Here is a 24,479-nt window from a genome sequence, read left to right on the forward strand (position 1 = left end):
CTTGAAATCCGGTAAGCTGGTTCAGCTCTGAGCGCAGGTGTTCGGTAATATCCTCGGCGCATTCGCCGCCGCATAAAACCAGCATGAGGTAGGATCGAAACAAATCACTGTAGGAATACTGTGCCTTAACTCCCCGAATGCCAAGCGTTTGGTCTATGGTGTCGTAAATAGAGGCCTCCCGGATAATTTTGTCTGCAAAATTTATTCCGCCAAAAGAGTTGATGGTGTCGCTAGAATATGTAATTTTCATCCGCTACGATGTTTTCACCTAAGTAGGTGAAAATATTTTAATCGGGAAAGCCTTGTGATGATTATTATTACAGGGGTTCCCGATTATTTTTACTCTTATGTTGCGGATTTAAGGTAATACCAGAATGCAGCAACTACAACCTTATATCCTTCATTTTATACCCTTTCGCTTTAAGTCCTTCAAGCACAATTGGGAGTGCGTAGCGAAGATTTTTTTCGGCTTTTTTTGAATCGTGAAAAACAATGATAGAGCCAGGCCGCACCACGTTTAGAACATTTTTTGCACATCCTTTTCCGGAGAGAGTCCAGCTGTAATCGCGGCTAAGAACATCCCAAAGAATGAACTTATAGCGTTCCTTAAGCACATGAACCTGAGAAGGCTTTATTCGTCCGTATGGAGGGCGAAAAAGGTTAGTTGTAATCAATGATTCAGCAAGATCAATGTCGTGAACATAGTCGAGGGAATCAGTTCCCCAGCCCTTAATATGGCTGTAGCTATGGTTACCCACAGAGTGACCTCTATCCTTAATCATTTGGAAAACTTCCGGGTGCATTTCAACATTTTTACCGAGACAGAAAAAGGTAGCCTTAGCGCCATAAAAATCGAGTTGGTCCAGTACCCACGGTGTAATTTCGGGGATAGGGCCATCGTCAAAGGTTAGAAAGACCGAATCGGTTTCCTCCGGAAAACTCCAAATAAACTCAGGGAAAATTCTTTTAACCCAGCCTGGTGGTCTAAAATATGCCATAACCGTTTTTGGAAAATTATTTTTTCAAAGTCAATTTTGCATTAATACTCCTCTCAAAATCTTGCTGCAAAGATATAGCATCTTCCATTGCGTTGGTCGATCGTTCAATATCAAATCGAGCTAAAGTTCTCATCGAAGCACTCAACGATTTGTAGTATTCTAACTCCTGAAATTTTCGAACAGTAAAAAAATCAACCATTATGGAAGCACTCGCCTGATGTCCTACACTATAGTATAGTGATATAAATGACAAGGCAATATCATTCCATTCGTAACAATAATCACCAAAATACATTCTACCCCTATCCAGCACGTGAAGGGCGTCACTAATCCTATTCGCTTTAATAAGAGAATCGGCCAACTCGGTGTATAGCCGCAAATAGTTCCGAACAAATCTACGGTTTGCATCATCCAAATAACCGGAATGTGATTTTGCCAAAACGGAACTATCAACGAGATTTGTAATGGCCAGAGACAGATTTGGTTTTCCTTGCAGTGTTACATCAGATGGGTTTAATCGAAGAAGATTCCCTTCCCACGACGACATTGCCACTAGCCCAAGGGTAATGGCATTTGGAACCGTTGAGGCAAAATAAATGGGGCGAGAACTTGCATTGGAGGCAACAATATCGAGCAAGGATAAATCGCCTATTCTAAGTTGGGTCTTGTTGGTAGACCATATCGCATAATTGCTACTGCAAGAATCAGAATTAACACCAAAAGATGGAAGGTAAGCCCCATTCAACCCGAGTGACAGAACACTCGGAACTACCTCCATTCCACTATTTTTATTTTTCTGGAAAAACCCATTATTAAGACCAATACCAAGAGATTTGGGAGAACTTGGAGTTACAACTAATGGAAATGCCTTTGTTTGATTGCGAGTATAAAAGTCGTCACTGCCAGCTAAAGTTATAGGTTCGCTACTATGCTGTGCCAATCGCAGCTGATTAATTCCCCAGCCTGTTCCAAGGTAATTAATGTTCACCACTCGCACATCCGTTCTAAATCCTTCGGCTTCCTGGAGATACCAGAGTGGAAAGGTGTCATTATCGCCGTAAGTAAAGAGAATTGCATTGGGAGCACACGATCGCAAATAATCTACAGCCAAGTTTCGAGCAATGTAGCGATTGCTTCGGTTGTGATCGTCCCAATTCTCACTCAGCATCTTAATGGGTGCTGCCAAAAAAAGAAAAGCCAAAACAAGCCATGTCCAAAAGCGACTATTAAAATAAGTGCCAATGGTTCGAACAAGGTAAAACACACCCAAACCTATCCAGATAGACCAAACATAAAACGACCCAAGAAATGCATAGTCGCGTTCGCGAGGTTGGTAAGGTGCTTGATTTAGAAAAACTACAATGGCAACACCGGTAAGAATAAACAACGAAACGGTTGGCCACAAAAGCCTAGGACTAAAAAGGGAAAGAAAAATAAGTCCGGCAATACCGAGCAAAAGTGGGACAAGAAAGTATACATTTCTACCCCTATTCTCAAAAAAATGTTGGGGCAACAAATGCGAGTCTCCAACACGGCTAGCATCCAACCAATTGAAGCCAGTAATCCACCCACCTCTAAATAAATCACCATGTCCCTGAATATCATTTTGGCGGCCCACAAAATTCCACATAAAATACCGTAAGTACATGTGCCCAATTTGGTAGTTGAAGAAGAATTGGAGGTTTTGGCCAAAAGTAGGAGGTTTTGGTGTGCCATCGTCGTGAACGAGAGATGCTTTTGGTATTGAAGCCCAACTACTATAGGCGTTTCCGTGTTCAGGCGATCGACTATACATACGTGGAAAAACGGTGGAAAAACCAGTCTCATAAACTACCTTTCCATCGGTATACGATTCTACATACCTCCCATTTGTATAGCTATAGTGCACATTATTGGAGACCACCTTCGCGACCGGCGCATTGAAATACGATCCATAGACCAATGGAGTTGATCCATACTGATCACGCTGCACATACCCCCAAAAAGAAAAGATGTTATCGGGTTTACCCGTATTTAAAGGTACATTATGCGATGCCCGAATGGGAACCACGAGGTAACAAGATAACCCAATGATAAAAAGCATCGACGTAGTAATCCACATCTCAAGCAAAGGCTTTGCTGTGCGTTTTGCATAAAAAATAACCGCAGCAAAAAGCGTAAAGAGGAGAACAATTGAAAACAATGCTCCGCTCCATTTGAATAGTCCTAATCGATTTACAAAGAGCAACTCAAACAGTTTGGCAGAAGAAAAAATAATGTAAGGAATCAGCGCGTAGGCAAAAAGGAAAATGGATAAGCCAAGGACCAAGCCCTTAATCACGTTTTTCATGGAAAAACGATACACTGTAAGCCAGATTACTAGAACAACCGGTGGAATAAGAAGAAGGTTTAACTGGTGAACCCCAACGCTTATTCCAAGTAATAGTGAGATCAGGTAAACTCGTTTTCCGCGACTCACAGCTGATATATCATCAAACAAGGATACGGAAAGATAGAACATAAGCGCAGTAAATAGGCTCGAAAGTGCATAAACTTCGGCCTCTACAGACGAATACCAAAATGAATCGGATACCGCAAATGTAAATGCACCTATTAAGCTAGCCCCTTCAATTGCGAGCACCCAATTCCTCTTTTCCCATCCGTTAGATGAGAAAATCAACGTTAAAACCTTTTTAATAGTAAGGTATAACAAAAGGATAGTTAAAGCAGAGGCAACTGCCGAGAGCATGTTCACCGCTAAAGCAGCAGATTTATTCCCAAAAACTATAATAAAAATACGGCCAAGTAGCGTATGCATGGGTGCCCCTGGAGGATGGCTAACTTGTAAACCCGAAGCCACTCCAATAAATTCACCACAATCCCAGAAACTTACAGTGGGTTCGAGCGAGAGAAAATATAGGATAAGAGAGAGCGCAAAAACAAGCGATGCTATCCCCCATCTTCGAAATAAATTTACCATGCAGACGGCATTACTAAATATTGGAAACCGGGGTAAAGGTAAAACAATTGGTTGTATATTGGCAGCAAACTCTTTCGGTATATGATTCTCCTCTCTCGAGCCAAACTGAGTGTATTGGCGGGACTATTTTTTTTCTTCAACCTAATTCCATTTATTGGATCAGCCCAAGAAAAGGAGGGCGGTATTCCTCCTAGCGATTCCGGGTCGGTATTCTTAGAATTACAATCACGAGGATTCTTTCAGAACTATGAGTATTTCAATAAGATAAAGGAAGGAACAACCCTTCCTGGTGTTTGGCTCCAGCCAATGATTAGCTACCGACCCACTCAGGGGTTAAACGTCCGGGCAGGGGTCCATTTGCTAAACTATTCGGGAAGAGACACGCTTGCAAAAATACAACCACTCCTCTCCGTGAGCATGAAACTTCGTCCGGACATAAAGGTTATACTCGGAAGTTTCTACACCCTCGATCGACATAAGCTGGAACAACCTCTACTAAAAGAAGAATTGCTCTACACCAAGGCGGTGGAAAATGGCGTTCAAATGAAAATCGAACGAGAAAAATTATGGGCAGACTTCTGGATCTCGTGGGAATCCTTTATCCTACCCAACGATCCTTTTCAGGAAAGATTCCTTGCTGGAATTTCGCTCCAAATCCCCTTGTTTACAACAAATGACTTTTCATTAGAGCTACCATTTCAGCAAACATTTTACCATAGAGGAGGACAAAATATAGCCATAGACACAACACTTCTAACGCTATACAATTTAGCCACAGGGTTAACGTGCAAGTACAAGCAGTTTGGCCTTACGATTATGGATATGACATTTAAAGACCTTTCGCCTCAGAAGCAACAAGCTTTCGAAAAAGGATCGGCACTCTTTGTTAAAGGATTCTACAACACAAAGGGCGTAACTTTAAACCTTGGTTACTGGCATGGACATAAATTTATGTCGGCCAAGGGAGAAGAACTTTTTATGTCAGCCATCCCAGAGGTTAATACTATTACCTACCCTACCATCGAGGTTATATTTGGGAAATGCACCGTTCTTCGAGAGATTAAAGGTGTAGGGCGTCTCGGTTTTGAAGCTGGTGTTTTTCAGAACCTAGCACTCCATGGTCTCGATTACTACTATGGGTTAACGATTAGTCTAGGTCAGGAGTTCTTCTTAGGTAAGGTAAGGGCGACACCGCTACCCACAAAATAGCGCAAAGGCTATTTCGATACTAATCCATAGAATAGTAGACACAAATGCGCAGAGCAACACATGCGGATAGTTATACCTACTATAACAGACAAAATCTTCAACGCCTCTATAAAACTCAACATCCATAGATAGTGTGGCAACTGATGTAATCATCGCCGAACTTTCGAACCAAAACAGGACCAACTAACTCCGGAGCTAGCACCAAAACGTCTCGCTGGTACAATAAACTATCGAGACGCATCCGTCACATTTTTACTTAAAGATTTCGATTGTCTCAACCACCCAAAAAATAACACTGAATAGAAAAAGGCTGCGAACGATACTCCTATATGTGTTTCTAAGGTATCTTCGTTGAGCATACTCAGCATCAAAATAATAGCAAAAGCTAATACCAACGGCTCTTTCCATGCTCTTAATGCGATTATAGGATAAAAGAGGGCAATCAAAAAGAAAACACCCCCAAAAATCCCATAGGTCACAAACATCGTAATATACTGATTGTGCGCACGAAGTTGAAATTTTGGTTCCAAAAGAGAAGGATTCTCGATATACTTTTGCTTATAGGCTTCTTTCACATCTCCTGTACCTACACCAACCAACCAGTTCTCCGAGAATATTTGCGCCGCAAGCTTCCAATAAACAAATCGCTGTGCCAATGAGGCCCCTCCCACATCAACACCTCTATTGTATAAGTCCACCTCTCTAACCAATCGATAAATTTTCCCCTTAATACTAAACGGACTCATATCGAGAACATTTGCAACACCCTTCTCAATGGCACAAACCTCATCTTTGCTAAGCGACCACACCCCTATCGAATCTTTTTGCAGTCCCTTCGACGTTAAAAAACGCTTTAGTGCATACTGCACAAGAAAACCGTCTTTACCTACTTCGTTGTATCGCAGATTCCCCCTGCGGTTCCATTCCCGTTCAAGTTCCTCTTCGCAAACGAACAAATCGACATAATGACCATTTTCCCGTTCCTGAGATGACAAACCTTTAGAGTAAGCGCGTCCGTTTGCTGTTGTATAGGTATCTATGGCCGGATCAACTATCTCTACAGTATAATACGACGAAATAGTTTTGGTAATCATTGATGCACCTATTAGAATTACAGCACCAAAAAAAGAGTAAGCCCACAATCGGTACATGGGATTCGAAATTGCACGAATCCGCCCAACCATGAATCCAGTAAAAAGTAGAACCATAATGACCATGCCGGTAATAGACTGTAGAATAAACGTAAACATTACAAACCACACCACGAGAAGCCCTCCGAGAACTTTTAAAATTGTTGGCAACGTGCGATACCGCTCACGCATGAGATATACTAAAGCAGCAACAGCCATACAAATAAGTAAAGCAAATCGTATGTGAGAAATAAAAAGTGAAATAGATCTGCTTGAGGTCAACTCGATCGGTATCACCTGCCAAAACACGAGCATGCTGGCTACAGATCCAACAAAAACTCCAGCTATGAGCGCTAATAAAATTAGATGTAATTCCTTCTCCTGCAATCGATCACTCGAGAAAAAAACAATCGGCACCAAAAGCAAGGGAAGTTTAATTCTTAAATCATGCAGAGCCCAAGAGAAATCAGCAGTAAAAATCAGTCCAACGATTACAAGACAATAGATACCTAGAAAAAATAATAATGGGCGTGCCCCCTGGAACGAATGAAAGAATTTTCGGTAGCGCCACTCAAAAGCCCAATTGACAACTAATCCAATTAATCCAACACTAACGCCAACCTCATTTAACGGAAGAGCGAAGGCCACCAAGGCCGAAAAGAACAAAAAGAGGAGTCGATGTGCCGAGCGAGAAAGCATAAAAAATATTTTTTGATACGAATTCGGGCTAAAAATACGCAATGGAAACGATTACGCAAAAACCTATATTGTAACCATCTATAAAATAATTTGTTGAATAGTTGGAAAATTTCTCGAATAATTCTACTTTTGCTGCCCCGCTAATAGTGGGATTGTTGGATCACAAATAACAGGTATTAACTAAAACAAAAGAGTAAAAGTGGACACTTTAAGCTACAAGACTGTGTCGGTAAACAAAGCCACTGCACAAAAAGGGTGGGTTGTAATCGACGCTAACGACGAAGTCTTGGGTCGTCTTTCTTCGCGAGTTGCATTAATTCTAAGAGGCAAGAACAAACCAAGTTTCACTCCGCACTCCGATTGCGGGGACAACGTAATTATTATTAACGCCGAAAAGGTGCGCTTAACCGGAAAGAAGCTCACCGATAAGGTTTATGTACGCCACACGGGTTACCCAGGCGGACAACGTTTTGCTACTCCTAAGGACTACCTTAGCCGGAAACCAATTGCCGTTATTGAGATGGCTGTAAGAGGCATGCTTCCAAAGGGCATCCTTGGCAGACAGCTTTTCAGAAACCTTTTCGTTTACGCTGGCAATGAGCATCCACATGAGGCTCAACAACCAACGGCTCTCGAACTTAAAAAAATTAAATAATGGCCATGGAAGTAACAAACACCACCGGAAGGAGAAAAGCAGCAATTGCTCGTGTATACCTTTCAGAAGGCACAGGAGTAATTACCATCAACAAGAAACCTCTTGAGGTTTATTTTCCATCAAAAGTGCTTCAATACATCGTTAAGCAAGCTTTCTTGCTTTCGGGTAACGACAGCAAGTTTGACGTGAAAGCAACCCTTGTTGGCGGTGGAATTACCGGACAAGCAGAAGCGCTTCGTCTTGGTATATCTAGAGCTTTGGTTGAAGTAAATCCAGAAATTCGTGCTATGCTTAAACCTTTCGGTTTGATGACACGTGACCCACGTGAAGTAGAGCGTAAGAAACCTGGTCAACCAAAAGCAAGAAAGAGATTCCAATTCTCCAAACGCTAGTCTTTTCCGTTCTCACAGAATGGTAAACTTTTGGGACTACTTGAAAAGTACTACTCGAAAGTTGTTAATGGGATGAAATTACTGGGACCAACACACGTTGCTACTCGGTAGTTGAAACAAAACAAAAAAACGGACAAAAAATGCCACGTACAAATTTCCAAGAATTACTCGATGCCGGAGTTCACTTCGGTCACTTAAAGAGGAAATGGAATCCCAAAATGGCTCCTTATATCTTTATGGAGCGTAACGGTATTCACGTTATTGACCTGCACAAAACGGTAGTTAAGATTGACGAAACTGCCAATGCAATTAAGCAAATAGCCAAATCGGGTCGTAAGATCTTGTTTGTTGCAACTAAAAAGCAGGCAAAAGATATCGTATCAGAAAAAATCAAGGCAGTGAATATGCCATACGTTACCGAGCGCTGGCCCGGTGGTATGCTTACCAACTTCCCAACTATCCGCAAGGCCGTTAAGAAAATGTCGAACATCGACAAACTTTTCAGCGACGGAACCTTCAGCAACCTTTCGAAGCGTGAGGTACTTCAAATTACCCGTCAACGCGCGAAACTAGAGAAGAACCTTGGTTCTATTTCGGACCTTACCCGTCTTCCCGCAGCACTTTTCGTTATCGATGTGCAGAAAGAATACATTGCAGTTAGAGAGGCCAAAAGGCTTAACATTCCGGTTTTTGCAATGGTAGATACCTGCTGTGATCCAACACTAATCGATTTCGTAATTCCAGCTAACGACGACGCATCTAAGTCTATCACCCTTATTGTAGACATCATGGCTAAGGCCATCCAAGAGGGACTTGACGAAAGAAAAGCCGACAAGGACAGCGACAAGGATTCTCAGCCTAAAGAAAAAAAGGTTGAGGGTGGCAAAATGAGAGCACGCAAAGTTGCCCCTAAAAAGGATGACGAGACTGCTCCCGCAGAAGAAGCTGCACAAGCAGACGAAGTTGCTCCAGAAGCAGCTGAATAACCCAATTGTTAACCATTAAAACGAAATAATATGGCTCAAGTTAGTGCCGCCGATGTTGCAAAACTCAGAAAAATGACCGGTGCCGGTATGATGGACTGCAAAAAGGCTTTGGAAGAAGCCAACGGCGATTATGAAAGAGCGCAGGACATTATTCGTGAAAAAGGGAAACTTATTGCCAGCAAAAGAGCCGACCGTGATGCTACCGAAGGGGTAGTTCTCTCCAAGGTTTCCGAAGATGGCAAGAAGGGTATCATCGTTTGCCTTGCCTGCGAAACTGATTTTGTTGCTAAAAACAACGATTTCATCGCTCTTACAAACCAAATACTAGATGTAGCGCTCAGCAGCTTTCCAGCTGATCTCGCCGCTCTTTTGGCACTACCTCTCAACGGCAAAACCATTGCTGACGTTGTAGCTGAAAAGTCGGGTATCACTGGAGAAAAATTCAACCTTGCCTATTACGACAAAGTTGAAGCTGGTTTCTGTGCTCCCTACATTCACACCAATAAGAAGCTTGCGTCCTTAGTTGGTTTCTCAAAGACAATACGTCTTGAAGATGCCAAGGACATTGCCATGCAAGTTGCAGCTATGAATCCAGTAGCTATCGACAAGGATCAATGCCCTGCCGAAGTTATTGAAAAAGAGTTGCACATTGCTCGTGAGCAAGTTCGTCTTGAAGGCAAACCAGAGAACATGGTAGAGAAAATCTCCCAAGGAAAACTCGGTAAATTCTTCAAGGAAAGCACACTCCTTTCACAAGACTTCATTAAGGATGCCAAGGTTTCGGTTGAGGCACACCTTAAGGCTGTTGATGCTGAGGTAAAGGTTGTAAGTTTCAAGAGATTCACTCTCAACGATTAATATTACAACCGTCAATATAAAGAGGGCTAAATGCCCTCTTTTTTTACGCTTTATAGAAATAAAAAACAATATCTTTAAGGCAAAAATGGTTAAATATAAACGAGTATTGCTCAAGTTAAGCGGCGAATCGCTGCAGGGCGAACAAAACTATGGCATTAGCACGGAGATGCTCAATGCTTATGCTCAAGAGATTGGCGCTGCAGTGAAGGAAGGAGCACAAGTTGCCGTTGTTATTGGTGGAGGAAATATTTTTCGTGGTCTGGCCGGAACAAGCAAAGGCTTCGATCGCGTTAAGGGAGACCAAATGGGCATGCTTGCCACCATTATTAATAGCCTTGCGCTCGAATCGGCGCTTACCAACCAAGGTGTGAAAGCAAAAGTGCTCACATCAATCCGCATGGAACCAATTGGTGAATACTACAGCGCTCACAAAGCGCGCGAACTCCTCAACGAAGGAGTCGTAGCAATTCTTGCCGGCGGCACAAGCAATCCATTCTTTACCACCGATACAGCATCAGCTCTGCGTGGTGTGGAAATTGAGGCAGAAGTGTTGCTTAAAGGAACCCGTGTCGATGGTATCTACACCGCCGATCCAGAAAAAGATCCTACAGCCGTACGATTCGAGGAGATTACCTTTCACGAGGCATACTCTAAGCAATTAAAGGTAATGGACTTAACCGCATTTACAATGTGCAGCGAAAACAATCTTCCCATTGTTGTTTTCGATATGAACAAGCCTAAAAATCTAACGAAAGTAATTTTAGGCGAAAAAATTGGGACTTTAGTGAAAAATTAGATAATTTTAGCCAACCTACTGAAATCCAAAGATCATGACTGAAGTTAAGGATATTGTGACCCAAACCAGCCAGAAAATGGAAAAAGCCGTTATGCACCTTGAAAACGAGCTTCTTACCATTAGAGCAGGAAAGGCTAGTACTCACGTTCTAGACAATGTGATGGTTGACTATTATGGCTCCATGACCCCCCTCACAAATGTTGCCAGCGTTTTAGCGCCCGATGCTAGAACTATAACCATTACTCCTTGGGAAAAGAAAATGATTGATCCCATAGAAAAGGCCATTCTGACCGCCAACCTGAACCTGAATCCTCAAAACAACGGAGAGGTAATTCGGCTTGTGATCCCAGCCCTTACCGAGGATCGACGTAAAGACCTTGTGAAAATGGTTAAGCAAGAAGCCGAAAATGCCCGCGTTAGCATTCGCAATGCCCGAAGAGATGGGAATGAAGCAATTAAAAAGGCTCAAAAAGATGGCTTGGCCGAAGACGTGGCAAAAGATGCAGAAGTTGAAATCCAAAAGATTACCGATGGTTTCGGAAAAAGAGTGGAAGATATCTTTGAGAAAAAGGAAAAAGATATTCTTACGGTATAAAAAAAGCGGCTTTCGCCGCTTTTTTTTATTCTACGATAATCATTTTTAAAGCATTCGCAGCCAACTTTAACCGCTGGACATGATTCCCGGGTAACAACAAATGATGATTCCCAAATGGATTATTTCGGAAGTATTCTGTTGCACTTTCAGTTAAAGCAACTTCCACCTGAGTACGACATGCACTTTTCATCTTGGGGATCCGTTTCACAGTTGCCTTGGAAATAAATATCCTACTCAGCGTACTATCTACTCGAAAGATGGTTACCTCTTTTGCATTAAGATACCCCTGAACAGCAAGACCTTCGTCAGTTTCAAAATGTGTATCGAGCGAAAACTCTTTAAGTAAATTGAGCGGAACCGCACAATGGGCGAATAGACCCATACCATTGTTAATTCCAACCGTATTGGCCATCCATGGAACTACTTCACAAACTTCGCGCGCAAGCATCATTCCTGCAGCACTGCAAAGATCACCCTCACAGCCTGCTGTTAAAAGATCGCCATTGAACTTTGAAAGGGCAAGGCAAGCGGAAACCTTACAGTCGGTAACCAAAGGAAAGCATTCTACTGTGATGCCTTGCAGATTATGCGTTGAGATAGCCCTTGCTAGTTGTTCGTATACTTTTCCGGCCTCCTCCATTTTGGCACTATCAATGTGCTTGCCAGGACCTGCATAGGCTTCAGCAAAATAGGAAGGTGCCGAAAGATCGTTGCGAGATGGTAATTCGACCCAGTCTAGTTTCACCAATTCGATTCCCAAGCGAGTGCTAAGAACAAAAGGCGAAATAGTGCTAGCAACAAGCCAATCGGAAACATTTCCTATCTGTCCAAGCCGTTTTCCTTTAAGGCGAAGCAATCCATTTTTAACATGGTAAAAATCCTCAACCAACAAAGGTAGATTTGGTTGATCGAGATCAGCTAAATGAGTATAGACATGGTTCTGGTTACACCAAGCCTTTACCTCGGTTGCAGCAGCATATGAATTATCGTCGCTGCAGGCAAGCATAAGGTAAAACTTATACTCTTCTACGAGCGTAACAGCAGCTCTTTCAGACCCACCAGTAAGAAAAAGCAACACATCGGGATGCTCATCAACAAACTCAACTTGATCCTTATTTAAAACTTTCAGGAAACGCTTTTTTCCTCTTGTATAAACACCGTCATCGGCATTGGCAAAGGCCAGCAGCTTAACTCTAAGCTTCTCCATACATTTATTGATAAGTTTAGTTTTTTAACAATGCAAAAGCGGCATCAAGATACACAAAAATATCCGTAGGATGCTGACCCACCTTAACTTTGCTGCGTTGATGACCCAGCCGCACCACGACCATATTATCGGAAGGAATAACAAATATATATTGGCCCTGAATCCCACGTGCATAGATTATCTCCTTATTGTGATAGTTTACCAACCACCACTGGTATCCATAAAAATCGACTCCTTTGCCGTCGGTATCCACTAGACGATTCGCAGGCGCAACCATTTGGCTAAAATAGGTGGAATCGACAATCGTTTGCCCTGTAATAGATTTTCCGCCATTGAGCACCATTAACCCTATCCGAGCAAAGTCCCTTGCCGTTGCATAAAAACAGCAATAAGCTTTGGCCACACCGCCCTCGTCATCAAGGCTCCAGTGAGCCGAACGATTGGCACCGATGGGCTTCCATAACTTAATGGAAGTATAGGTAGGCAAAGACATTCCGGTAGCTCGCTCCACTACCATAGCAAGTAACTGCGTGTTACAACTCTGATATTCAAATTTAACGCCCGATTTCGCCTTTAGACCAAGGGAAAACATTTGTCCCTCAAGATTTGTCCCATAGTAGGCCTTAGTTATTGGACCAAAAAGCGAGGAGTAACCCTCATCCCAGCGAATACCCGAACTCATGGTTAGCAACTCTTTGATGGTTACAGAGCCAACATCGTGACTTTTAAATTCGGTGATGTAAGCAGAAATAGGTTCGTCCACCGATTTGATTTTTCCATCGGCAATGGCAGCACCCACCAAAACACCAACAATACTCTTAGCCGCCGAAAAAGAATTGGAAAGAGAATCACGATCGCCATCTAAAGAATACCTCTCGGTAATGATGGTAGAATCTTTTACCACAAGAAATGCGGTGGTTTCATAACTAGCCATAGCCTGCACTAAAGAATCGGAAATTACTTGTCCAAATCCGGTACCGGTGGGTAGGTCGAATGTACGCTCTTTCGATTCGACTACTGCCGATTGAAACAGATCACGATCGTATATTCCGGGTTCTTGGTATTTAATCGTTTTTATAAGATACCGTGTCGACGGGATAAGCCATACAACAGAGATTATCAGAAGAAGGCATGAGGCAAAATAAAGAAGAATTCTTCGCATATTATTTAGTTAGTGTTTATCAGGCAATAGATGGTGCAAGATACGAGGAAAGAGAAAATAAATCAAAAAGCAGCAAGTCGATTTAGGATTGTGATTGCTATATTTGGAAAAAACAATCAAAAGAGCCAGACTAATACTTAATATGAACGGAGACCCTAAACTATTTGAGTTATTAGAGAAGTTAAGCATTTCGTTCGAATACTATGAACACCCTCCAACGCCAACAATAGAGGAGGCAATGAAATACTGGAAAGACATTGAGGCGACGCACTGTAAAAATCTTTTTTTCAGAAACCACAAGGGAGATAGACATTACCTAGTGGTTTTTGATCATAGAAAAACACTTGATGTGAAAACCTTGGAGGGAATGTTACACCAAGGAAAGTTAACCTTTGCCTCCGAAGAGAGAATGAGCAAGTTTCTTGGAATAAAACCAGGTTCGGTAACGCCCCTTGCTCTTATCAACGATAAAAATAATCATGTCAAACTTTTTATTGATAGCGACATTCGGAAAGGCACCAAGGTTAGTTTCCACCCATGCAGCAACACTGCCAGTATCGTAATTAAGACAACCGACCTCATCCGGTTTCTTGACTATGTTCAAAACGAGGTGGAATGGCTGGATATAATGCATTAATATTGTTCAAATTGACAGAAAGGCTTCTCTTATAACAAAGGGCAGCAATCAAAGCGTGTGGAGAGAACAACGAGAACATATTCTGGGTATATCAACTCCGGTCAATAACCTTGCACGAATTCCATTTAATTGCACTGAATTCCAACTGTTTATTGGATATGAGAAAACCTCACCACAAATAGCATCCACCTCCTTGTCCATACAGCAGAGGGCCATTCTACCATCCCACGCTATTACAGTATTACTCCAAAGTCGAAAGCAGGATAGCCTACTCTGCTTTTTGCCGAGATTACTATATCGCGAAAACTTGCTCTTGGATGGTAATAAATTATTCGAATCCGCTGCATGGCTAAGATTGAGAGTCTTCAACTCCACCGCATCGGCTCCTACCGATTTAGCAAATCGACGAATGTTTTTCAGATTGCCCTCGTTGGCGGAGGTGATAAGCGATTGGAAAACAATGCGTGGAAAAAGCAGCCCCATAGCCTTTCGTTTGGCCGCTACCATTTGAATATTTCCAACCACCTTACTGAAAGAGCCACCCTTGCGGTAGGCTAAGTATTCCTCCTCACTAGCCCCATCAATCGAAAAAATAATTTCTTTTAGTTTGGCCTCCAGCAACCCATCAACCATTTCTGCGGTTAAGAGTAACCCATTGGTAGATATTGAAGTAAATATCTTTCGCTTGGAAAAGTGTGCCACGATTTCGGGAAGGTTCGGGTGTAGTAAGGGCTCTCCTTGAAAGTAGAGATTTACCCAAATAGCCTTTGTACCCAAATGCTCAATTATTGAATCAACCGTTTCCAAACTAATCTGTCCTCGTGGGCGAACGAGTTCATTTGTTCCCACAGGACACTCGGGACACTGCAAGTTGCAGCCACAAACGGGCTCAACGGTAAGAAACGACGGAGAAGAAAAAAGTATAGGTCGCTTCAGCAACCGAGACAAAACAAACCCAAAACAAACCCCTGCAAGGGTTAAGAGCCGAGCAGGGGTTATGGATTGAATAATGCCAACCAATCGTCGCATTGTTATGAATATGGAATCTTACTTATTATCAAGAATATCGAGCAACTCATCGAGTTTTGGCGTAAGAATAATCTCAGTTCTGCGATTCTTCTGCCTTGCTTCTGAAGTTTTTGCCGCATCAACCGGTAAAAACTGACTCCTACCACTTGCCAACACGCGCTTTGGATCAACTTTTTTATTCTGAAGAATAATCCGAACGATAGAGGTAGCCCGCTTTACACTCAAATCCCAGTTGTCGATGATTTGATCTTTTCCATTGTAAGGAACATCATCCGTATGGCCTTCGATCATCACGTTGATATCCGAATTAACGGCAAGCACATCGGCCAACTTCTTAATGGCATCAGCACCCTTAGGGTCTACTTCCCAGCTGCCCGATTTGAAAAGCAACTTCTCCTCAAGCGACACATATACCTTTCCATTATGAACAGTAACGGTAAGACCCTTCCCTTCAAACCCAAGAAGAGCATCGGAAACCTTCTTCCTAAGCGCAATTACAACGGAATCCTTCCGGCTCAATATCCTCTCCAGTTCAAGCAACCGCGCATTTCTTGATTCCAGGTCTGTTTGCATCGTTACTAAATCGGACTGAAGTTTATCCAAATCGTGCTTGCGCTGATTAAGTCTGCGCTCCAACTCACGCAAAGCATCTTCGCGACGCTGCAACTCAACTTGGTTTTCTTGGAGCTGCTTAAGCAACTTTTTAGTCTCCGACACACTACTATTGAGCAATGAGTTTTGAGCCAATTCCAAATCGGCATAGCGCTTTTTAAGACCGTTATGTTCTTCGCTTAACCCTTTAAATTCCTGAGATAGGCGTAGGCTGTCGGCAAGCAAACGATCGACATCCGCTTGAGCAACTTTCACCTTACTATCCAACTCACTATTCTTAACATTTAATGCCTGATTTTCGTCGGAGAACCTTTCTCTTTCAGCCTCGCTCTTTTGATGCTTATCTTGAAGTGCCCGAAACTCTTTAGCGGGAACACAGGCCACCAGCAAAATGATTGCTAGCCCTAATAATGCCTTGGTACTATATCTATTCATATTGTAGTAATTAACCATTTAGCCTATTTAACTTTACTCATTTTGATCCAAATCGCAAAAGAACAATATAATCCACAGATTTTGAAGCAAACTAAGTTATATACAAACCTAAGCCAATTTTTAGGATTTCGCAAAAGCTTTTGAGGATAGACGTAGTGCAAAATTCCGTTTTAACTAAATAAGTGTAAATTTGTGCTCGTTCCTGAAATAGTACGAGCGCAACTTTAGCAAACATGTTTGGATAACAATTGTTAATGATCATTAAAGTTATACTAAGCGAAAACAAAGCGTTTGTGTTTTCGTTCTTAACCAACAACCGAAAATAATTGCAAATAATGCCCAACCGATATCCCCTTCTAGGAAAAATTGACAATCCCGAGGATCTTAAGAAACTTAAGGAAGAGGATCTTGTACCAGTGTGCAGTGAGTTACGGGATTTTATCATTGATTCAGTATCGTGCAATCCGGGCCATTTCGGGGCGAGCCTTGGAGTAGTAGAACTTACCGTAGCGCTGCATTACGTTTTTAACACTCCATACGACAGGCTAGTTTGGGACGTTGGGCACCAAGCTTACGCGCACAAAATTCTTACTGGACGAAAATCCGTTTTCCATACAAACCGTAAATACAAGGGAATTAGCGGTTTCCCCAATCGGAAGGAGAGTCCTTTCGATTCATTTGGTGTTGGGCATTCGTCCACGTCGATATCGGCTGCCTTAGGAATGGCAATTGCAGCCCAAAAGAAAGGCGAACAACGTCAGGTTATTGCAGTTATAGGCGATGGTTCATTGACTGGTGGTATGGCCTTTGAAGGACTCAATAATGCGGGAGCCAACAATGCCAACATTCTGGTAATCCTCAACGACAACAACATGGCTATCGATCCTAATGTTGGTGCGCTCAAGGAGTATTTGCTGGATATAACCACCTCGAAAACTTACAACAAATTCAAAACCGACGTTTGGAATGCGCTTGGCAAATTCGAGAACTTAGGCCCGAAAGCCCGAAGATTGGTGCAAAAACTCGAGGGCTCGGTTAAATCAGCATTATTACACCGAAGCAACCTTTTTGAATCGCTAAACCTGCGCTACTTTGGTCCTGTGGATGGGCACGATGTTGAATACCTCGTAAAAATCCTTAACGACCTTAAAGATATACCAGGACCCAAGTTACTACACTGCATTACCACCAAAGGAAAAGGGTATAAACCAGCGGAAGAGAACCAAACTGCATTTCATGCACCGGGACTCTTCGATCGGGAAACCGGCAAGCAGATTGTGGTAAAACATGAAAAACCGCTTCCACCAAAGTATCAAGATGTTTTTGGTGAAACGTTGCTGGAGCTAGCCATAATGAACCCAAAGATCTATGGAATAACCCCAGCGATGCCCAGCGGTTGCTCCATGAATATTCTTATGGATAAACTCCCCGAAAGAGCATTTGACGTAGGCATTGCTGAGCAGCATGCGGTTACATTTGCTGCAGGCATGGCAGCCGAAGGGGACATTCCGTTCTGCAATATCTACTCCTCTTTTTCGCAACGAGCTTACGACCAAATAATCCACGATGTTGCGCTGCAAAACCTTCCGGTTGTAATGTGTTTAGATCGGGCAGGAATAGTGGGAGAAGATGGTGCTACTCATCATGGCGTTTTCGATATGGCTTTCCTTCGCCCAATCCCCAACATTACTATTGTTAGCCCTCTAAATGAGGTAGAACTTCGAAACATGATGTTTACGGCCCAACTCGACAATCAGGGCCCTTGGGTAATTCGCTATCCAAGAGGAAGAGGAGAACTAACTGATTGGAAAAAACCGTTCCGAGCATTGGCAAAGGGTAAAGGGCAACTTGTGCGGGAAGGTCGCGATTTAGCCATCCTTTGCATAGGCCCAATTGGAAACGAAGCCATCAAAGCAGCCAACGAGTTATCGCTTATAGATATAGAGGTTGCTATTTACGATATGAGGTTTTTAAAACCCCTAGACGAAGAACTTCTGGAAGAAGTACGACTACGCTTTCAAAAAATAATTACACTGGAGGACGGAGCACTTGCAGGCGGTTTTGGAAGTGCAGTGCTCGAGTATTTCTGCAGCAAAGCGAACATGCCGCAGGTCGTGAGGCTTGGAATCCCTGATAAATTTATCGAACATGGATCACCAACCGAACTTTATCGAGAATGTGGGATAGATAAAGAAGGAATTAAAGCTACAGCATTTAAACTAGTTAACGAAAATATTAGGGTAAAGTAGGCTGAGGGAGTGAAAATATATTTTGTCACTTAGAAACAAATATCTATATTCGCACTCCCAAAGTTCTTTGTGTAATGCCCGGATGGCGGAATTGGTAGACGCGTTGGTCTCAAACACCAATGGTAATACCGTGCCGGTTCGATCCCGGCTCCGGGTACTTCATTACACTAAACCCTCTCTTTTGAGGGTTTTTTTTTACCCCTAAATCAGGTAAAATGAGCAATATGGATCAATTCCCTTATGGGAACAAACAGGAGCAATTCGACAGGCGTTACTTGGAAATGGCCCAGATATGGTCTAAAAATTCCTATTGTGTACGTCGCCAGGTGGGGGCACTCATCGTTAAGGGCCGAATGATTATTTCCGATGGCTACAACGGAACACCTTCGGGCTTCGAAAACATTTGCGAAGATGAGGAGGGAAAAACAAAGGCATACGTGCTCCACGCCGAGGCGAATGCCATTACCAAAGTGGCCAAAAGCAACAACAGCAGCGATGGCGCAACCCTTTATGTAACAGCCTCTCCTTGCGTTGAATGCGCCAAATTGATAATTCAAGCTGGAATTAAGCGCGTAGTTTACCTCGACCAATACCATAACACCGATGGCCTTGCGATTCTAAAAAGAGCAAACATCGTAGTTGACCAAATAACCTTATAAACCACCACTCATGGGTTACGAAAACACAAAACGTCAGATTTGGCTACCGTTGCTTTTGGCACTTGCGGTAGTAGTTGGAATCTTTATAGGAAGTTCACTCCATAGGAGCAACACCCCAACAGCACTATTCTTCCCCAATTCAGGATCGGATAAAATACAAAGTGTCCTAAAACTCATACAGGATGAATACGTCGACACGGTATCGGTCAAACGTCTTGAGGAAAAAGCCTTAGAAGCCATTGCAAAAGGGCTCGATCCGCATACAGTATATATTCCCGCCGAAAAACTAGCCGAGGTTAACGAACCCCTCGATGGTGAGTTTAGTGGAATAGGTGTTCACTTTAACGTAACTAGCGACACCGTTGTGGTGATTTCTACCGTACCCGGAGGCCCTTCCGTGAAAGTTGGCGTGATGCCTGGCGACAGAATTGTAACCGTAAACGGGAAGATTATTGCCGGGGTTAAAATGGATCAGGACAGCATTGTAAAGAGACTTAGGGGACCCAACGGAAGTAAGGTAAAGATTGGCTTAAAACGAAGCGAAGTTAAAGAGTTGATCGACGTCACCATTACCCGCGACAGAATTCCACTTTACAGTATCGATGCGTCCTACATGGTAAACGATTCCATTGGATACATAAAAATTGCCCGATTTGCTCGTTCAACCTATCAAGAATTTTTTGAGGCTACGAATAAGCTCCACAAGCAGGGGATGAAAAGTGTGATCCTTGACTTAAGAGGTAATACCGGAGGATTTCTCGATCAAGCGGTCCAAATTGCCAACGAATTCCTTCCTGCGGGCAGACTCATCGTGTATACGCAAGGAAACGCTCGTCCGCGGCAAAACCTCTACTCCGATGGCAAAGCAACCTGCAAAAATGATAAGGTCGTCATCCTTATCGACGAATTTTCTGCCTCTGCCAGCGAAATTCTTGCCGGAGCCTTACAGGACAACGACAAGGGAACCATCATAGGCCGTAGAAGTTTTGGAAAAGGGCTGGTTCAAGAGCAGATCCCACTCGCCGACAACTCCGCACTCAGGCTTACCGTAGCTCGCTACTACACCCCTACCGGCAGAAGTATTCAGAAGCACTATACATTTGGATCGGAAGAGGAATACGCTATGGAAATTAGCAATCGATATGCGCATGGAGAATTTGAACAGGTGGACAGCATTAAGTTTGCGGATTCACTCAAGTATAAAACCCCCGGAGGAAAAATTGTTTACGGCGGCGGCGGTATAATGCCCGATATCTTTATCCCGCTAGATACCATTGGAATAAACCGTTACTTCAGAGTTGTTTCGGCACGCAACCTGATATACCGCTACGCCTTTAGCGTTACCGATTCGAGGCGAAACGTGCTAGCAAAGTTCAAAAACGTGGTTGAACTCGAAAACTACCTCAACACAATCAATGTACTTAAAGGATTTGAGACTTATGCCCGAAACAATAAGGTAGTAGCAAAACCAGGTGAATTGAAGGTTTGTGGCAAAATAATCGAAACACAGCTGAAGGCATACATTGCACGCGATATTCTAGACAACGATGGCTTCTACCCCATCATTAGCCGGATTGACAACACCCTTCAGAAAGCGATCTCTATTTTAAAAGGGGATACAGGTATTAGTCAATCTAAGAGTAAGGGAGGCAAAAAGAACATTTTTGCACTGCTACTTACCAAACCAAGAGCAATGCAGTTAGCCAGAAACAAGGCATAACTCAAATAAAACAAATATAAGTAGCCTAATCACGGAAAGGTGGTTGGGCTACTTTTTTTAATAGTAAAAAACTTTTTGAATCTTGCGGGAGACTTTAGAATGTCACTGATTGAATGTGACGAAATGCAAAATAAATTGGTTGCTCTTACTCACGCCTATTTCACGATTCCAAGGCAGAATTTGATATTTTCATTGTTGCATTTCTAACAATCAAAAAAAATGCTTTTCTACAAGGCTGGCTCTTCTTTCATAGCGAGTCACCTAATTTTCAAATAGTTTTCCTATCTTTCCTACAAATTTCAAAACACAACAATCATGATAAAACGATTTCTATTACTAGCCTTTCTATTGCTGGCTGTTGCCGGGGCAAAAGGGCAGGTGATTTCGAAAAATGTACAGCGGGCCGATAGGGCCTTCGACGATAACAATTACAAGAAGGCTTTAGACGGTTACCTACGAGCGGCCTCCGAGGAGGCTGTTACTGCGCATCTTGCACGACAAGTAGGCAGCTGTTACCGCCTGCAGGGCGACATGACCCAAGCAGAAATTTGGTACGAAAAAGCACTTCAGCAACCTGACCACACCAGTCTCGATTATATGTTGCTGGGCTTCGTGCAAAAAGCCAACGGCAAAAGTGAACTAGCAGCAAGTTCGCTCAATAAACTTTACGCTAGGCAAATGCTCCCAGATCTAAATTCCAATGGATCGAACGCATCATCAATTATGGCACGTTTTCGTAGTGGTTTTCTCAGTTTTCGCATAGTGCCCATAAGCATCAATAGCGCTGAGGCAGACTTCTCTCCCTCAATTTGTCGCGATGCACTTGTTTACGCGACCTCTCGTTTTGACAGAGAACTTGCTCATCTCGACAGGCAAATAAACCCTCAGCAACACCTCAGCCTGTTTACTGCACGACTGAGCAATAACGGGGAACTTGGAACCCCATTTGTCTTCTCCAACGATCTTTTGAGCCACTTTTACACCGGACCGATTGCATTCTCGCCTTCGTGCGACACAGCTTATTTTGTTCGAAAAAAATTCCTAAAAGCTCGCCTCGGTGACGAAAAGCAGATGTCCGATAATAACCTAAAAATTCATCGTGCCATATACAACCACGGAGAATGGATTGATCAAGGTCCAGTTAGCTTTTCTTCGGAAACCTACTCGGTGGGCGATCCAGCCGTTAGTCCAGATGGAAAAAAATTATTCTTTATCTCCGATATGCCTGGCGGAATTGGAGGTGCCGATCTATACTCCTGCGATATTCGCTCCAACGGCACTTTTGGTGAGGCAATAAATTTAGGAACTAAAATAAATACCACGGGGAACGAGATGACTCCGTTTGTAGCAGCAGATGGAACACTGTTCTTTTCGTCCGACACTCATCCTGGCTTTGGAAACCTCGATCTTTTTATTGCCTACCCAACCGCCACAGGATTTGATTATGTTACCAATCTGGGATACCCCTTAAACGGGGAATACGATGATTTTGGCGCGGTCATTAGTCCAACTGGAAAACTCGGTTTCTACACCTCCAACCGCCCAGGTGGTGCAGGTGACGATGATATCTACAAAATCGAGATCGAAAAAATTACCGTTACCCACAGCGTAGAGGGACAAGTGGTCGACGAAAAGGGTTCGCCCGTAATTACCTCAACGGTAAAGGTGATGGAAGGAAAAACCCTTATCAACACCCTTTCGACCGATGCAGCTGGTAGGTTCACCTTTAAACTTGATGATGGCCATGAGGTTAGCCTATTGCTTGATCGCAACGACTTCTTCCCAGCCACGGCAACCATTTCGTCCTATGGTCTAGGACTGAAACCGACCCAAATCCCGCTTAAGATAATAATGAAACGCGATGTGGGCTATACGCTTACTGGCACCATTCTCTCTGCGGCTGATGGTTCGGCCATTATCGGGGCTCGCGCTATTGCCTACCCTCCCGATACTACAAAGGCCATTGTGGGTGTTGCCGACCAATTGGCTCGCCTTAACTTTAAAGTATCTAAGGAGACCGATTACCGTATTCGCATCGAAAAGGTAGGGTTTGTAAGTAAATGGTTTACGCTTTCCACAAAAAACCGCGAACGTGGTGAACTAAACCTTAGTACGCTTTTCGATACTAAACTTGAGCCAGAAGTTAAACCTGGGGTTTTCGGCACGGTTACCGATGCCAAAACCGCCCTTCCATTGCCCAATGTTGTGATCACCCTGAGTTCTCCAGTGTTGGCTCAAAACCTAAAGCTGGCCACGAACATTACCGGTAAGTTTACCCAAACTGACATGCCCGAGGGCGATTACTCCGTGACCATTGAGAAGGAAGGGTATCAAACGTTGAATTTTTCAGCGGTGGTTGGGAAGCAACCCGTAAATCTGAATAGCAACTACAGGCTGGCCCTTGAGTTAAAGGCTGGTTCGTTTATTGCCGTTGGGTTGGTTACCAACAAGGATGACAATACTCCGTTGAAGGACGTAACCATTACACTTCTGAATAAAACCACGAACGAGAAAATTCAAAACCGCACCGACGAATATGGTAGTTTCGACTTTAAGGTTGAAGCTGATAGGATATATATTCTCAAACTGGAAAAGGATAAGTTTTTTGCTAAAACCCAGATGATCTCCACTCAAGGAGTTCCTGCGGGAATGTTCAACCTCAACACCGCCTACGACCTGAAGTTGGAGCCTATTGTAATGAACAAGGCCATTGAGATTCCAAATATTTACTACGACTTGGGTAAATACAACATAAAGCCTACGGCAGCCCTAGAGCTAGACAAGGTGGTGACTCTCCTGAGCGAAAATCCAACTATTCGGATTGAGTTGAGTTCGCATACCGATGCGCGAGGTGGTGCAGCACAAAACCAGCAGTTGTCGCAAAAACGCGCAGAGGCAGCGGTAAACTATATTATCTCAAAAGGCATTGCGGTTTCGCGCATTGAGGCCAAAGGTTATGGCGACACCATGATTAAGAACCACTGCAACAAGGGTGTTCAGTGCTCAGAGGGAGATCATGCCGTAAATCGACGAACCGAAATTAAGGTGATAAGCTTTTAAGTAAGAAAGGGGCTTCGGCCCCTTTTTGATTGTAAAAAAAATAACAGTATCGTATTTTATTAATAAAAAATGTATTACTTTTAAGTAGTGGCTCTATTCAGTGATAATGTTGTTGCAAAAATTTGCTTATCTTAGTGGAAAGTCTCTATGATATGACAATAATTGAACAAATCCGAGAACTCGCAAAACAGTTGACAGAACAAGAGCGCGTTACGGTAATGCGGGAGCTGAAAAATACGGATGCATCACTTACGGCTCAGCTGGGGGAGGCGAAAGTCTGCCCCCACTGCTCGAGCAGCATGATCATTAAGCACAGCATGTTCAATGGGAGGCAGCGCTCCAAGTGCAAAACGTGCGGCAAGACCTTTACTATGCTTACCGGAACGCCCATACACGGGTTGAAAAAGGTTTCACTTTGGCAGGATTACTGCA

Annotated in this window: 20 protein-coding genes, 1 tRNA gene and 1 pseudogene; 14 read left to right on the forward strand and 8 right to left on the reverse strand. The window is 43.2% G+C overall.

Translation table 11 applies throughout. The features are described from left to right. From BLS65_RS13740 to BLS65_RS13750, 3 genes and pseudogenes are all read right to left on the reverse strand, one after another. Nucleotides 1-250 (reverse strand): annotated as a pseudogene (locus BLS65_RS13740) (hypothetical protein); the annotation flags it as partial. Nucleotides 251-383: 133 nt separating this feature from the next. Further along, nucleotides 384-998, reverse strand: a complete 615-nt coding sequence (locus BLS65_RS13745; protein WP_092439972.1) for a polysaccharide deacetylase family protein — start codon at nucleotides 996-998, stop codon at nucleotides 384-386. Nucleotides 999-1,014: 16 nt separating this feature from the next. Then, on the reverse strand, nucleotides 1,015-3,957 hold the full coding sequence (locus BLS65_RS13750; RefSeq protein WP_092439974.1) for a glycosyltransferase family 117 protein: 2,943 nt from the start codon (nucleotides 3,955-3,957) through the stop codon (nucleotides 1,015-1,017). Nucleotides 3,958-4,038: 81 nt separating this feature from the next. On the opposite strand from BLS65_RS13750, the gene BLS65_RS13755 reads away from it, so the two are divergent. Continuing rightward, nucleotides 4,039-5,166, forward strand: coding sequence for a hypothetical protein (locus BLS65_RS13755; protein ID WP_092439976.1), 1,128 nt, complete (start codon nucleotides 4,039-4,041; stop codon nucleotides 5,164-5,166). 227 nt (nucleotides 5,167-5,393) lie between these two features. Here the strand turns inward: BLS65_RS13755 and BLS65_RS13760 are convergent, their stop codons facing one another. After that, a complete protein-coding gene (locus BLS65_RS13760; RefSeq protein ID WP_092439978.1) occupies nucleotides 5,394-6,995 on the reverse strand; it encodes an O-antigen ligase family protein in 1,602 nt (533 codons plus the stop codon). A 199-nt stretch (nucleotides 6,996-7,194) separates the two neighbouring features. On the opposite strand from BLS65_RS13760, the gene rplM reads away from it, so the two are divergent. The 6 genes from rplM (at nucleotide 7,195) to frr (ending at nucleotide 11,277) form a co-directional block, all read left to right on the forward strand. Next, a complete protein-coding gene (gene rplM / locus BLS65_RS13765) occupies nucleotides 7,195-7,650 on the forward strand; it encodes a 50S ribosomal protein L13 (protein WP_092439980.1) in 456 nt (151 codons plus the stop codon). Between the two features lie 5 nt (nucleotides 7,651-7,655). Next, nucleotides 7,656-8,042, forward strand: coding sequence for a 30S ribosomal protein S9 (gene rpsI / locus BLS65_RS13770; protein ID WP_092440006.1), 387 nt, complete (start codon nucleotides 7,656-7,658; stop codon nucleotides 8,040-8,042). Between the two features lie 140 nt (nucleotides 8,043-8,182). Next, the gene (gene rpsB, locus BLS65_RS13775) at nucleotides 8,183-9,028 is read left to right on the forward strand and encodes a 30S ribosomal protein S2 (protein ID WP_092439982.1); all 846 of its coding nucleotides are present in this window, start codon (nucleotides 8,183-8,185) and stop codon (nucleotides 9,026-9,028) included. Between the two features lie 30 nt (nucleotides 9,029-9,058). Continuing rightward, nucleotides 9,059-9,886, forward strand: coding sequence for a translation elongation factor Ts (tsf, locus tag BLS65_RS13780; RefSeq protein ID WP_092439984.1), 828 nt, complete (start codon nucleotides 9,059-9,061; stop codon nucleotides 9,884-9,886). A gap of 85 nt (nucleotides 9,887-9,971) precedes the next feature. Further along, complete coding sequence (gene pyrH / locus BLS65_RS13785; RefSeq protein ID WP_092439986.1) at nucleotides 9,972-10,682, forward strand: UMP kinase; 711 nt, start codon at nucleotides 9,972-9,974, stop codon at nucleotides 10,680-10,682. 34 nt (nucleotides 10,683-10,716) lie between these two features. Beyond that, nucleotides 10,717-11,277 carry a ribosome recycling factor gene (frr, locus tag BLS65_RS13790; protein WP_092439988.1) on the forward strand — a complete coding sequence of 187 codons (561 nt, stop codon included), beginning with the start codon at nucleotides 10,717-10,719 and terminating at the stop codon, nucleotides 11,275-11,277. Nucleotides 11,278-11,302: 25 nt separating this feature from the next. Here frr and BLS65_RS13795 read toward each other — a convergent pair whose 3' ends face one another. Together BLS65_RS13795 and BLS65_RS13800 are read right to left on the reverse strand one after the other, a co-directional pair. Further along, on the reverse strand, nucleotides 11,303-12,484 hold the full coding sequence (locus tag BLS65_RS13795; protein ID WP_092439990.1) for a hypothetical protein: 1,182 nt from the start codon (nucleotides 12,482-12,484) through the stop codon (nucleotides 11,303-11,305). A gap of 16 nt (nucleotides 12,485-12,500) precedes the next feature. Beyond that, the gene (locus BLS65_RS13800) at nucleotides 12,501-13,646 is read right to left on the reverse strand and encodes a serine hydrolase domain-containing protein (protein WP_092439993.1); all 1,146 of its coding nucleotides are present in this window, start codon (nucleotides 13,644-13,646) and stop codon (nucleotides 12,501-12,503) included. Nucleotides 13,647-13,788: 142 nt separating this feature from the next. Here BLS65_RS13800 and BLS65_RS13805 point away from each other — a divergent pair, with 142 nt between their 5' ends. Then, a complete protein-coding gene (locus BLS65_RS13805; RefSeq protein ID WP_092439995.1) occupies nucleotides 13,789-14,283 on the forward strand; it encodes a prolyl-tRNA synthetase associated domain-containing protein in 495 nt (164 codons plus the stop codon). A gap of 48 nt (nucleotides 14,284-14,331) precedes the next feature. On the opposite strand, the gene BLS65_RS13810 is transcribed toward BLS65_RS13805, so the two are convergent. Further along, entirely contained in the window at nucleotides 14,332-15,312 is a 981-nt protein-coding gene (locus tag BLS65_RS13810; RefSeq protein ID WP_092439998.1) for a radical SAM/SPASM domain-containing protein, read from the reverse strand. Between the two features lie 18 nt (nucleotides 15,313-15,330). Then, nucleotides 15,331-16,359, reverse strand: a complete 1,029-nt coding sequence (locus tag BLS65_RS13815; RefSeq protein WP_092440009.1) for an OmpA family protein — start codon at nucleotides 16,357-16,359, stop codon at nucleotides 15,331-15,333. A 335-nt stretch (nucleotides 16,360-16,694) separates the two neighbouring features. Between BLS65_RS13815 and dxs the strand changes: the two genes are divergently transcribed. From dxs to BLS65_RS13845, 6 genes are all read left to right on the forward strand, one after another. After that, nucleotides 16,695-18,608: a 1-deoxy-D-xylulose-5-phosphate synthase gene (gene dxs / locus BLS65_RS13820; RefSeq protein ID WP_092440000.1), complete on the forward strand. Its 1,914-nt coding sequence runs from the start codon at nucleotides 16,695-16,697 to the stop codon at nucleotides 18,606-18,608. Between the two features lie 76 nt (nucleotides 18,609-18,684). Beyond that, nucleotides 18,685-18,765, forward strand: a tRNA-Leu gene (locus tag BLS65_RS13825). 67 nt (nucleotides 18,766-18,832) lie between these two features. Further along, nucleotides 18,833-19,267 carry a deoxycytidylate deaminase gene (locus BLS65_RS13830; RefSeq protein WP_092440011.1) on the forward strand — a complete coding sequence of 145 codons (435 nt, stop codon included), beginning with the start codon at nucleotides 18,833-18,835 and terminating at the stop codon, nucleotides 19,265-19,267. 10 nt (nucleotides 19,268-19,277) lie between these two features. Beyond that, nucleotides 19,278-20,987 carry a S41 family peptidase gene (locus BLS65_RS13835; protein WP_092440002.1) on the forward strand — a complete coding sequence of 570 codons (1,710 nt, stop codon included), beginning with the start codon at nucleotides 19,278-19,280 and terminating at the stop codon, nucleotides 20,985-20,987. Nucleotides 20,988-21,302: 315 nt separating this feature from the next. Next, entirely contained in the window at nucleotides 21,303-24,047 is a 2,745-nt protein-coding gene (locus tag BLS65_RS13840) for an OmpA family protein (RefSeq protein ID WP_092440004.1), read from the forward strand. Between the two features lie 152 nt (nucleotides 24,048-24,199). Continuing rightward, nucleotides 24,200-24,479, forward strand: a 280-nt coding sequence (locus BLS65_RS13845) for an IS1 family transposase (protein WP_139180970.1), incomplete at its 3' end; no start/stop codon positions are given.

The organism is Williamwhitmania taraxaci (assembly GCF_900096565.1).
Lineage (GTDB): Bacteria > Bacteroidota > Bacteroidia > Bacteroidales > Williamwhitmaniaceae > Williamwhitmania > Williamwhitmania taraxaci.